The sequence below is a fragment of the Desulfonema magnum genome, assembly GCF_017377395.1.
GTDB lineage: Bacteria > Desulfobacterota > Desulfobacteria > Desulfobacterales > 4be13 > Desulfonema_C > Desulfonema_C magnum.
This window is the reverse complement of record NZ_CP061800.1, coordinates 6477139-6489511: the sequence shown is the minus strand read 5'-3', so window position 1 is coordinate 6489511 and position 12373 is coordinate 6477139. Positions and strand designations below refer to the sequence as shown.

Sequence of the window (12373 nt, the reverse complement as noted above, 5' to 3'; positions counted from 1 at the left end):
GCTAGGCGGAATTTTCGCATTGCGGTAGTAAGCGAAAATTCCGCCTAGCGGCTCCATTTCCGCACTCCTTTTTTGGGGGCTTCTGATGACGGTGCGGAGCAGAAGATTGCCCCGACGGGGCTTTTCAAACACGCTCTTAGCACACTTTCACTTTCACCCAGGGAAATTCATCTCCCGATTTTTAAGAAGGAATCTGATCATGTCCAAATTGGTTGCAATAACAACAGTGGGAACTGCCCTGCTGACGAACACCAATAACTGGTTAGGGCGTAAGTATGAAAATCTGCTTGATATTACAGATAAGGAAATTGAGGCGTTTGTTCAGTTGAATGTTGCCAATAAAACTGAGACCAGAATTTCTGCTGAAATCAATTCTGCCATTCAACTGAATGCTTACTTCAATGAGAGAGAAAACCGAAATATAGATATTGTTCATTTAATCTTATCTGAGACTGAGGTGTTAAAAAAAGAGGAACCTCTGCTCAAAGCCTATTTTAAAAATAAGGGGTTTGAGGTTCACGCCCAGATAATTGAGGGGCTGAAGTATAAGGAAAGCCAGTTTAAGATGTCCGGTCTTCGCTCATTGGTAAATAACCTGACCCATCTGATTGATGACTATAAAAATAAAGGGTTCAGGGTTGTCATGAATGCAACTGGCGGTTTTAAGGCCGAAACTGCCTACGCCACGGTTCTGGCGCAGCTTCGTCATATTGAATCGTATTATATTTATGAGACGTTCAACGAGATTGTTCCTTTGCCTCATCTGCCTTTAAATCTGGATATTGAATACTGGGCAAGGTTTAAGAAAATTTTTGAATTGTATGAGAGAGGCTTGAATGACAGAGATTCAGATAACTGTCTCAGATCCGTGCCATCAGGCTTTTCTTTTTTAATTGAAAAAAATGAGAAAGAGCGGAAATGGTTTCTGAATCCCGCAGGCGAAACTTTCTATCTGAGTCTGTTAAGCGAAGAAGAAGTCTATTTGAAAACAATTAATGAAAAAATGGTCTTTAAGAAAACCAAGGAAACAACCCTCTGGCTGAAGGCGCAAAATAAGCATGTTCAGACTTTGAAAGACATACCGGATAATGATGTGAAAAACCTGCTGCGGCGTGTCTTACGACTCGGTTTTGTCAGAAAAATCGAACTGGTTGATTTCCATCAGGTGGGCGTTGGTCAGCCTGAGACCTGCCTGAAGTATAAAAGAAAAAATGAGGATTCGATGTCTCATTATGTCCAATATGAAATCAGGTGCAAACTTGGCAGGCAGGTGATCAACATAATGGTTGACAAGGGGTTCTGTGGCGACCTGATTTTTATGATTGGTAAGAAAGCCTGTGTCTGATTTGCTTAGGAACGTATTCGAAACTATTATTATATCAATAAGATCACTTATGACAACTTCATTATTTCCAGTGTTCAACCACCAGCTTACCCCGGAGCAGGAGTCTGATGCCCGAACCTCCATCGGTGTCGGTGAGATAATCGCTCTTCCGCCGGATCTGAAGGAATTATGGGGACAGATTCCGCCGCACCTTTCCGAACTCGGAGATTATCTCGAACCGGTAAAAGACTGGCTCGCATCCCGTGCCAAAGCGGGCGATTATGTGCTGATTCAGGGGGATTTCGGCGCATGTTATATCATGGTCAGGTTTGCTTTTGAAAACAGACTGATTCCCGTGTATGCCACCACAAAACGGGAGGCGGTCGAGGAGCATCAGGAAGACGGCACAGTAAAGATGATCCATCAGTTCAGACATCAGATTTTCAGAAAATACGGGAAGTGATTTCGATTTTTAAGCTGTAATTGTTGACATCCGGGGCGGAATCTGTTTTTACAAAATGTAAATTGTTAGAACCTTGACCCGACCTGAAGGGGATTACGACTTTTGCCCAAAATCCGTATTCATCAAAATTGATGACGTTAGAACCTTGACCCGACCTGAAGGGGATTACGACTATGAAAGATACAGCCTGGGAGATTACCCCAGGTATGGTCAAAAGTTAGAACCTTGACCCGACCTGAAGGGGATTACGACATAACTCCATTCTCCTACCTCTAAGTCAAAAAGTTAGAACCTTGACCCGACCTGAAGGGGATTAAAGGGGAGGCGAGGGGCGAGAGGCCAGTGGCGAGGGGAATTATTCCGTGGCTTTCCCTATTCTTTTTGCCCCACGCCCCATGCCCCTCGCCCCCCATGCTCCTCGCCCCATAAAAACATTGACAAAAATGGCATAACAGCTTATTCTGACACAAAAAGAGGAGGAAATAATGCAATTATGTTCCAAGTGACAGTTCCGACCGGAAATGAGATGCGAAAGAATGCCGTTCACACCGCCATCTCAGGGAGATGCCGTAAAAAGAGTTTTAAAAACACGGCATCGACTTTGCCGATGCGGTTACAGTTTTCGATGATTATCATGCTGTCACGATAGACGATCCTGACCATGGTGATGAGGAGAGATTTGTCAGTATCGGCATGGATACCTATGGCCGTATTCTTGTTGTGGTCTATACATGGCGGAACCACACCATTCGTATAATTTCCGCCCGTAAGGCTTTGAAACGTGAACGCAGACAGTACGGAGGCTGAATTATGAGAGATGAATATGATTTCAGTAAGGGCAAACGCGGGCCGGTCATTCCGCATGATCCTGACAAAGTGCGTATTAATATCTGCCTTGATCCTGATATTATTGAATATTTTAAAAAACAGGCTCATAAGGCATGCGGAGGCGATTTCCGAACGATGATTAACAATGCGCTCCGGGAACATATAAAAACAGAGAAAGAACCACCGAATGAGAATAAGTTGCACAGGTTGAACGAAGATGAGTTGCGGATTGCTTAATGCTGAGATTCACGGATCGCACCGACCCGCGTCATCCGACTGCGAAGACCGCTGTACGGAAATTGCGCAAACACGGCTATAATTTGAGGGCAGTTCACATAGGTTGGATTGAGAAACGAAACCCAACCTCAACGAATGACCAGGAAAATGTTGGGTTTCGTTCCTCAACCCAACCTGCATGACTGAGAAAATCACACGGATAAACAGTTCGGTCGGAAATATTGAAAAAATAACCCGGCAGAATTCGAGTGATGCTGAGGAGTTTGCTTCGTCTTCCCAGGAGATGAATGCCCAGGCAGAACAGATGATGGCGTTTATCGGAGAACTTGCAACTCTGGCTGGCGGAAATGGCAGGGGATGAGCGGATGCCGATCAAAGGAGGTTACATGCTTGTATCACGTTTAACATTAAAAAACTGGCGGAATTTTCAACGTGTGAATGATATTCCGCTTCGTCAGAGACAGTTTATTGTAGGCCCTAATGCCTCTGGAAAATCAAATCTGCTGGATGTCTTTCGTTTCCTCAGAGACATTGCCAAGTCAGAAGGCGGGGGACTGCAAAAAGCAGTAAAAGAACGCGGAGGAATATCAAAACTGCGATGCCTTGCAGCACGACGGGATCCTGAAATCCTCATAGACATTTCTCTGTCAGATGATCCGGACGAAAAACCATTATGGAGATATGCCATCGGGATCAGGCAGGAAACCCGGGGGTACAGACAGCCCATATTATCCTTTGAACACGTTTGGAAGGGAAATAAGCAAATTCTGAAGAGGCCTGATGCTGAGGATAAGAAAGATTCAGAAAGATTAAAACAGACGTTTCTTGAGCAGGTAAACACAAATGCAAAATTCAGAGAAATTGTCCGGTATTTGGATTCAGTCAGTTACATACATCTTGTCCCTCAGTTGCTACGCTACGGAGATTTTTTTCAAACAAGCTCGTCCGAGAGTGACCCTTTCGGACAGGGCTTCCTTGTAAGGGTTGCAAAATCAGCCCCCCGGACACAAAAATTTCGTTTGGGAAAAATAGAAAACGCTTTAAAAATTGCTGTTCCTCAATTAGAACAACTCAGATTTGAAAGAGATGATGATACTGGGAAGCCCCACCTTGCAGCGTTATATTCACATTGGCGGCCTAAGGCAGGCTGGCAGCGGGAAGATCAGTTTTCAGACGGAACGTTACGCCTGATCGGGATACTCTGGGCGCTTTTAGACAGTGACGCGTTGCTATTGTTGGAAGAGCCTGAATTATCCTTAAATGACGGTATCGTATCGCAGCTTGCGCCGCTTATATATCGAATGCAGCGTCAGCGTAAACGTCAGGTACTCGTCAGCACCCATAGCGAATCACTTTTAAGTGACAAAGGGATTGACGGACGTGAGGTTTTATTGCTAAGTCCCGGGTCCGAAGGAACCTCGGTGGATGTTTCAGGAAATATCAGTGATGTCAGGCCATTGTTGGAAGCAGGTCTGTCTGTTGGCGAAGTTGTGTTACCACGAAGCAGACCATTGAAAGCAGAACAACTGGGGTTATTTAAATGACAGACATTTATATAACTTTGGCTGTTGAAGACGCACTGAGTGAATTGTTTAACTATTTTATTTTACATAATCTAATAAAAGGTAAGGATTTTTTGTCCGGTAGTATGATCAGAGCGACAAGAATTATCCTGATTCTGACGGATTTTGTTGACAGGCAGGTCCGGATGACAGCGATCCGTGCCGCTGACGGTCCGGCAAAAAGCACAGGGAAAGAGGATAAGAAAAGGAAGGCGCATTTTCCTTTTCTTATCCTCTTTCCCTGTACTTTCGGAAACATAACGGATCAACAAAATCCGTTAGCATCAGAAATCTTACAGTTTTTTTCTAACACCTGACACCTGACACCTAACACCCAACACCCAACACTCAACACCTGACACTTTCCTTAAACTCAGAATTGATAATTTACGCCTGCGAGCCATGTCCTCGGGGGAGAAGGATAGCCATCTGCACAAAAATAGCTTTTATCCCATATATTTCCGATTTCACAGAAAAAACTCATGGTGTTGAAATTATATTCCGCTCTGAGATCGCCGATAAAATACTCGGGAACAGATTGACTGTTATCTGTCCGGGTATAAGCACGGGACGTATAATTCGTAGCCAAGATCAGGGAAAGTGTCTTTATGGGCGTACAGATCAGGTCCGTATTCAGCCGGTGTCCGGGTTTCACAGGCAGCCATTTTCCTGTGTTTTCATCTTTGGCTTCCAGATAAGTATAGGCAGACCGGAGCGAAAGCATATCTGTAAGTTTCCAATTCAGAGAAATCTCCCCACCTTTGTAGGTGACTTTCCCGAAATTTTCATATTGTCCCCTGCCGTCATCTCCCCGCACATAGGTGATCCGATCCGTAAGCCTGTTGTAAAACAGAGAAACCCCGCCTGAAAAAACAGCATTCATCTGAGCAAAAAAAGAAAGACTGTAATTATCCGCATGTTCCATTGTCAGATTCGGATTGGGCATCATGGAACTGGTTTCGTTGTATCGCTGACGAAACGAGGGCATATTGTTTGTTTTACTGGCAGCAAACTGAAGGCTGAAAACATCCTGCTTAAAAGACGCCTTGAACTCCGGGTTAAAAACATCTTCAAATTCAGAATACGCATTCATGCGGACACCGAAGGTAAAGGACAGCGGAACAGATTTCAGCGAAATATTTTTTGACGCAAACCCCCAAAATTGTGTTTCTTCCTGCGCGTCAAAGCGATTTCCGGTTGCCCTCGCCCATTCTGCCCCGGCACCGCAGTTCAGTTTTCCCCATTTTCCCATGGAAATATCAGTCACAAATGCTTCTCCGAATTTTTTTATCTGTATAAAGGCATCCAGATTTCTGTCCGGGTCCTGGTTCTGCGTATCTGTATCATTGAAATACGTCCTGCTTTTTATTTCTCTGAACTTAGCGAGGAACAGATAAGAAGCCATATTCTGATTTTTTCTTGAATGAGGACTTGGAAATTCAGGCAGTCCTGCCAGGCCTTTTTCTTCTTTCAGATAATCCCCTGAAAAAGAAAAATGAATATCTTTCTCCGGCTTGTATTGTATTTTCGCACTGGCTCTGAATTTCTTCTTGTCATTGTTTGTTCTGAAACCGTCTGCGGATTCATAGGCAGATGACACGCCGATACCGAAATTGCCCTTGTTTTCCCGGCAGTTGAGACTGTAATTCTGTGTTTCCAGGTTTCCCAGATAGGCTTCGATGTTTCCCTCAAAGGATTCTATTTTTTTGGTTGTAATCAGAATGACACCGCCGCCGGAGTCATCACCGAATTCAACACCGCCTTTGCCTTTGTAAATTTCAATTTTCTCAATGTTTTTCAACGACACCATATCCCACCTGACACCGCCGTAACTGCTGGTGGGATCATTGATGGCGCGGCCGTCCAGAAGCACTTTTACTTTGGAAGAGCCCCGGACAGAAACCGATGAATCTCCGGCACTGACCCCCGGAATCTGATTCAGGAGGTCTTTGATTTTGACGACATTCATTTTTTCAATGTCTTTGCCAGTGATGATAATCTGATCAGCAATGGGATCGGATGTTTCTGCCTGTGCCGGAGAAAAAACAGGCACTGAGAAAAATACGAGAACCAGTAATACAAGAATCATATTTATCATTAAAAATCGAATGATATCCCGCCAGTAAAGGTTCTGCCCGGGGCCGGATAATAGTTGTCCTTATCGCTGCTCGGTGTATAATATGCATAAAGATCATATTCTTTATCCAGGAGATTGTCAGCAGCAATAAAACACGACAGGTTTTTATAATGAAATGTCAGTTTGCTTTCGACCAGGGCATACCCGGAATAGGATTGGATATTCAGATTATCCATGGGATATTTGTCCTGGGCTTTTACGCCGATATGCCATTGCAGCCCATAATGTTTATCCGCTATCAGGCCCATGTCCAGATCACCGGTCAGGGTATTATACGGCATTTTGGTGAGCCGATTGCCATCAATGGAAACCCGGTTCTTGGAAGCATCCCGGGCAAACGTATCCTCCCCGTAACGCGCATCAATATAGCTGTGGCTCAGTTTATAGCGAATCCGATCCTTCAGAAAAGAACCGAATATGCTGGTTTCAACGCCTTTCATGTCTGCTTCGGACACATTGCGCTTTCCTGCATAATTTCCCTCTTCATCATAATAGGAATCCAGCATGTTCTCAATATTTGTCTGATACACGGAGATATCCAGGTTCAGTGCCTTTGTCAGATAATAGCGGATCCCGGTTTCATACTGGGTAAATTTTTCAGGTTCAAGATCATATCCCCCTTTGGCCGCATAGGTTCCGGTTCCGTAGAAATCATAAATCGTGGGCGCACGATATGCTGTGTTATAACTGGCATACAGGCTCATATTTTTTGAAAATCTGTAGTTCATGCCCGCGCGGGGATTCCATTTATCAAAATCAGGGGTTTCATTATAATCATATTCTCCGCCCTTGCTGAAATCATAATCCGCATCATTGTCATAACAGAAGTAATCATACCGAAGCCCCAGTGTCAGGGTCAGGTTTTCCAAAACAGAGAGTTCATTCTGAACAAAGGCCCCGAAACTCTCCCGGAGAAAACTGCCGGATGCTTTGGGGTCTGCTTTGGTATAAGGCAGATCCGGGTCTTTTTTCTCGGCTTTGTTTTTTTCAATGTCGCTGTCGTCATGGTCGTAGTCAAAGCCAAAGGAGAGGCTGTTGGGAAGATTGAACATCGAACCATTGTAAGTAAAGATTGTTTTTATCCCCATCACATCCTGATCAGCATTTTCTTCATATGGCGTTCCGGCAACGGCCTTGAGATAGTTTTCATAATCCTTTTCCCGGGTTTTATAATAACTATTCAGTGTAAAATTAAATTTCGTTTTGCTGAGTTCAAAATTCAGACCGGTAATCATGTCGGCCGTATCTGTAAAACTCAGGTCCCTGGGCTGTCTCCTGTCTTCTGCTTTTTGATCTCCGCTCAGGGATTTGGCAAGATATTTTTCCGCATCTGCCAGACTCACTGTGAGTCCCAGCCTGGCATCCTCAGACAGCCAGTAACCCAAGTCTCCCGTGACATACCAGTTGTCAATGCCTGCTTCCCGACGATAGCTGTCATTTTCCACTTTTTTGACGCTCAGATTATAGTCCAGCGAATCCAAACCGCCGTAAATCAGACCGGATGCACGCCGGTCCCCGTATTCACCGAAAATGGTCTGGATTTTTCCTGTTATTTTTTCAGGCCCTTTTTTTGTGATAATATTGATAACCCCCCGGGCCGCATCACCGCCGTAAAGGGAAGACAGAGGCCCCTTGACCACTTCAATCCGCGCAATGGTTTCTGTGGGAATGGCATCCCAGTCCACATAACCGAATTTTCCCAATGACATGGGGATGCCGTTAAGGAGGACCAGCGCGCCCGCGCTCATGCCGATACGGGTGCCGCGGAGGGAAATGTGCGGAACAAAACCCGAGGCATTGCTGACATAAGCGCCCGGAAGTTTGTCAAGCACATCTGCCATGGTCTTCGCGTCCATCGCTTCTATATCCTTTGTCGTCAGCACATTGATGTTGGAAGGGGTATCCATCACCTGATGCTCGGTTCGGGTGGATGTCACTACAATTTCTTCCAGTTCTACTATTTTTTCACTTTCCGAGTCCTGTGCTCGGATCAGTGCGGGTTGGCAAAAAAAGAGCAGCAAAAGTATCAATGGTACTGTTATTGTATGATTCTTCATACCTTATCTCCATGGGCACTCCTGTCTTCAGACAGGGGTGGAAACAGATTTTAAGAAAGGGAATGGTTGCTGTTTGCCATATAAACACTTATGAAAAAGCCGGTTTTTTCGCCCCTGGTCATAAAAATAAGTACCTCATCATAAGTTTTCGATATTCGCACGGGAAAGAAACCCGGCTTTTTTCCCGGAATGAGTCGCCGCCCGTAAAGGAAAAAGCCGGGTTTCTCCGCCGTTCATAGAAAAAAAATATGTATAAAAAACTTTTGATCAGGTACTTATTTTCAGATAAAAACCCCGGGGTTTCAAAATATATTTTCACGGTAAAAAATGTTCGGCGGAGCCATGCCCAGATTTCTAATCATTTTTTCGGATGCGTCCCGCCTTTTACACATTTCCCAAGGTGCGGATTGCCGCAGCCCCAGGCAGCGTATGAAACATCCGCCGACCCTGAAACGAGAATGAACGCATTCGCGTTTCAGGGCTGATCTGCGTTTTTATCCATGTTTCCGGTGTTACGCTGCCGGCTGTATAAATTCGCACCTTCGGAGCTGTGTAAACGTCAGGACACAGCCGTTTTTTCTCTTTTTTTCTGATTATAATGGATTCAGAGGATGGCCGATCAAGCCCTGTAAGGGCGGCATATTTGTAGCAACAAGTTTGCAGGCCCCCTGTCAAGCCCTGTAAGGGCGGCATATTTGTAGCAACAAGTTTGCAGGCCCCCCTGTCAAGCCCCGTGGGGGCGGCATATTTGTAGCGAATATGCCGCCCTCGAGGGGCTTGGCCAGCCCGGCATGATGAATACTGCTACAAATATGTCGCCCCCACGGGGCTTGGCCAGCCTCCCTTAAATCCGTTATAATCAGCTTTTTTTAATACAGATTGTCACAATTTTTTTAATTGAAATAATTCTCTTATATTTCAGATTGTTATACTAATTATTTTTTGACAAAAAAAATCCCCGGACTGAAATTCATCAATCCGAGGATATCCCTTTTTTCTCCACGAAATTCTTATGGTATTGCCTGCCTCTGTCCGCGAGGGCAAGTGCGCTATTGACAAGCGAACAATTAAAAATTATTCATTTTTTCGCTTCTCTTTCATCAGGCAGGTCTTCTGACTTCCGGATCATCCTAATTACCGCGCCTTCCCACCTCTTTGGAGTGAGAAAAAGATTATAAGTAAGAAATAAACTATTCAGTTCTCACTTCGGGCAGTGGCATTTTGCGGTGTTCGTCCCCGATTACAGCGGCGGGCCCGTCCCTGATTTTCACAGGGTTCCCTATTAAGCTCAACATGCACCTGAATTTTGTATAGCCCCCCTTAACTCAAAATGTGATTAAAATCAAGAAAAATTTATAATCTGTTTTTTAATAAAATTCGGATTAAACGAATTTATTTTACAATATCAATGAATTATATTTAAAAAATATTGACAGACGGACACCCGGGTGTTATTAATTTGTTTCTGACGGATTTTGCAGGCAGGCCCGGATGACAGTGGTCCGTGCCTCTGACAGTCCGGCGGAAAGCACAGGGAAGGAGGATAAGAGACACTCATGAAAAAGCCGGGTTTTTTACCCCTGCTCATGAAAATATGTTGTGAAAACAGACAAAAAACCCGGCTTTTCCAACAAGGAAGGAGAATAAGAAAGGGAAGGCGTATTTTCCTCTTCTTATCCTCTTTCCCTGTACTTTCGGAAACATGACGGATCAGCAAAATTCGTCAGAATCAGTTCTGTCTCATACAGCGAAGCGATTGAGTTTGCATATAAATTCAGGGAAGATGACGACTATGTTGGTGAAGCCGATTTGGACGGAAGCTTCATTCCGGATTCCTCAGACGATTCAAAAAAATTAAAATTATAAAATTGCTCTTTGTACAGAACAAAAAGTCGCAGTGCGGGGAAGAAACCCGGGTTTTTCTCCGAACGAGTCGCTTTTCCTCTGCCGGAACCCCCCGGGTTTCTTTACTGGTCCTGCATAACACAACAAATTATGAATAAAACAAGTTCTGACACGGAAAAAACATCTGCAATGACACAGGGGCTGCTGGCTGTCTGGCCCATCTGCCTCGGATATATTCCCATTGGTCTCGCGTTTGGTGTGCTGGCCCAGAAAGCCGGATTAGGCCCTCTTGAAATCGGTCTGATGTCTGTTTTTGTTTTTGCGGGCAGCTCCCAGTTCATAGCGGTCTCCATGGTCTCAGCAGGAGCCGCGACCGCCTCGATTATTGTGACCACATTTATCGTCAATTTAAGACATTTGCTGATGAGTTCGTCTCTGTCAATTTTTTTGAAAAAGGTGAGAAGAGAAAAGCTCTCCCTGTTTGCTTACGGCGTCACAGATGAAAGCTTTGCCGTGAATCTTTCAAGATTCAGACACGGGGACTGGAATATCAATGCCGCGCTCGTGGTCAATCACGCTGCCAATCTTGTGTGGATTGCAAGCACGGTCATGGGCGGATACAGCGGGCAGTTCATCCCTGAAGGGGCATTTGGCATTGACTATGCGCTGATTGCCATGTTTATCTGCCTTCTGATATATCAGCTCCGCGCGCGCAAATATGTCATCATTGCCATCATTGCCGGTGTATTGTCCGTTATATTCTCGCTGATCATTCCCGGTAATTCGTATATTGTGCTGGCGTCAGTGCTTGCGGCAACCATTGGCGTTGTGTTTAAAAAACAGATTAAATAAGACTTCCGAAATTTTGAAAACTTCGGAAGTCTGAACAGGTTACAGCTTATGATTGAAAATGAATATCTGATGCTTGTTATCGGAATGGGGCTTGTGACGTTTCTGCCACGGTGGATTCCCCTTTTCTTTCTGACAAAACAAAACCTTCCCGATGTTATTGTGGAATGGCTCGACCTGATTCCTGCCGCGATACTGAGCGCGCTGCTTTTACCCGCGCTCATCACAACTGGCGACCCAAGACATTTGGCGATTTTTCAGCCGGAACTGCTGGTTGCCATTCCCACCTTTATCTTTGCCCTGAAAACAAAGTCCCTGGGCGGCACCGTTGTCGTGGGCATGTCACTTTTCTGGCTTGCAGGCAGGATGATCTGAATCAGAGATGGCAGCAGCCATCACCACAGCAATGATCACCGCAACTGGACCCTCCTGCCATGGCCTTTACAATTTCTCTGTCTGTTGCCGGAGCCACTTTGACGACCTGAGCTTTCAGGTAAAAAGCATCCGGGTGGTCTGACAAATGATGAAAAGGCACACAAATATGCTCAAAAGTTTCATGAAGGTTTTCCTGCTTCAGATGAAGTAAAATTTCATCCCCCTCGGCTTTGTCGGCCAGTTCGTACTCAAACGGAGTCAGACCTTCCGTTCCCAGGCCAAAGATAAATTCAAACTGAAAAGGCCATGGCGTTAAGTCTGCGGAATCCGGAGTTTTTCCTGCTTCAGCAGAGATCGTTATTTTTTTGGTATTTTCAATTTTGGCTTTATCATTCATTGGCGACTCCTTTCAACACCTGAAAATTTTAAGATGAGTAAAAAACATTAAAGATAAAATAAGAGCGATTCTCATTATTTCAAGGCATCTTTTCAGAACAGAAAAAGACAACCCGGGAATATTCCTCGTTTGGCCCGGACAGATAAAACCGAATCATGTTACTGAATTTATTAAGTCAGAAGCGTTTCTTTTTATTTTCTTGACACCATAAATAAAAAACGATAAGAGCATTTCAAAATTAAATATGTGCGAAGCCCTCCGACATTTTGAAACCGTCGGAGGTCTTTAAAACGTCAGGT

At 44.6% G+C, this 12373-nt stretch carries 12 protein-coding genes and 1 riboswitch; of the genes, 9 read left to right on the top strand and 3 right to left on the bottom strand.

The features are described from left to right. Positions 1-199: 199 nt before the first annotated feature. From dnm_RS24820 to dnm_RS24790, 7 genes are all read left to right on the top strand, one after another. Positions 200-1345 (top strand): putative CRISPR-associated protein, encoded by a 1146-nt coding sequence (locus tag dnm_RS24820; RefSeq protein ID WP_207679576.1) that lies wholly within the window; start codon positions 200-202, stop codon positions 1343-1345. 49 nt (positions 1346-1394) lie between these two features. Continuing rightward, positions 1395-1787, top strand: coding sequence for a CRISPR-associated protein Csx20 (gene csx20 / locus dnm_RS24815; protein ID WP_207679575.1), 393 nt, complete (start codon positions 1395-1397; stop codon positions 1785-1787). 594 nt (positions 1788-2381) lie between these two features. Next, the gene (locus dnm_RS24810) at positions 2382-2594 is read left to right on the top strand and encodes a BrnT family toxin (protein ID WP_207683751.1); all 213 of its coding nucleotides are present in this window, start codon (positions 2382-2384) and stop codon (positions 2592-2594) included. A gap of 3 nt (positions 2595-2597) precedes the next feature. Beyond that, positions 2598-2852 carry a BrnA antitoxin family protein gene (locus tag dnm_RS24805; RefSeq protein ID WP_207679574.1) on the top strand — a complete coding sequence of 85 codons (255 nt, stop codon included), beginning with the start codon at positions 2598-2600 and terminating at the stop codon, positions 2850-2852. Positions 2853-3030: 178 nt separating this feature from the next. Beyond that, positions 3031-3213: a hypothetical protein gene (locus dnm_RS24800; RefSeq protein ID WP_207679573.1), complete on the top strand. Its 183-nt coding sequence runs from the start codon at positions 3031-3033 to the stop codon at positions 3211-3213. Between the two features lie 25 nt (positions 3214-3238). Beyond that, positions 3239-4396 (top strand): AAA family ATPase, encoded by a 1158-nt coding sequence (locus dnm_RS24795; RefSeq protein WP_207679572.1) that lies wholly within the window; start codon positions 3239-3241, stop codon positions 4394-4396. Next, a complete protein-coding gene (locus dnm_RS24790) occupies positions 4393-4731 on the top strand; it encodes a hypothetical protein (RefSeq protein ID WP_207679571.1) in 339 nt (112 codons plus the stop codon). The genes dnm_RS24795 and dnm_RS24790 overlap by 4 nt, the downstream gene beginning before the upstream one ends. 56 nt (positions 4732-4787) lie before the next feature. Here the strand turns inward: dnm_RS24790 and dnm_RS24785 are convergent, their stop codons facing one another. Further along, positions 4788-6512 (bottom strand): TonB-dependent receptor plug domain-containing protein, encoded by a 1725-nt coding sequence (locus dnm_RS24785; RefSeq protein ID WP_207679570.1) that lies wholly within the window; start codon positions 6510-6512, stop codon positions 4788-4790. Next, positions 6512-8608, bottom strand: a complete 2097-nt coding sequence (locus tag dnm_RS24780; RefSeq protein ID WP_207679569.1) for a TonB-dependent receptor — start codon at positions 8606-8608, stop codon at positions 6512-6514. Before dnm_RS24780 ends, dnm_RS24785 begins: the two co-directional genes overlap by 1 nt. Positions 8609-9694: 1086 nt before the next feature. Continuing rightward, positions 9695-9926: riboswitch (cobalamin riboswitch) on the bottom strand. A gap of 677 nt (positions 9927-10603) precedes the next feature. On the opposite strand from dnm_RS24780, the gene dnm_RS24775 reads away from it, so the two are divergent. Further along, positions 10604-11305, top strand: coding sequence for an AzlC family ABC transporter permease (locus dnm_RS24775; RefSeq protein WP_207679568.1), 702 nt, complete (start codon positions 10604-10606; stop codon positions 11303-11305). Positions 11306-11353: 48 nt separating this feature from the next. Beyond that, on the top strand, positions 11354-11677 hold the full coding sequence (locus dnm_RS24770; RefSeq protein ID WP_207679567.1) for a branched-chain amino acid transport AzlD family protein: 324 nt from the start codon (positions 11354-11356) through the stop codon (positions 11675-11677). 1 nt (position 11678) lies between these two features. Here the strand turns inward: dnm_RS24770 and dnm_RS24765 are convergent, their stop codons facing one another. Continuing rightward, positions 11679-12074 (bottom strand): hypothetical protein, encoded by a 396-nt coding sequence (locus tag dnm_RS24765; RefSeq protein ID WP_207679566.1) that lies wholly within the window; start codon positions 12072-12074, stop codon positions 11679-11681. Positions 12075-12373: the final 299 nt, after the last annotated feature.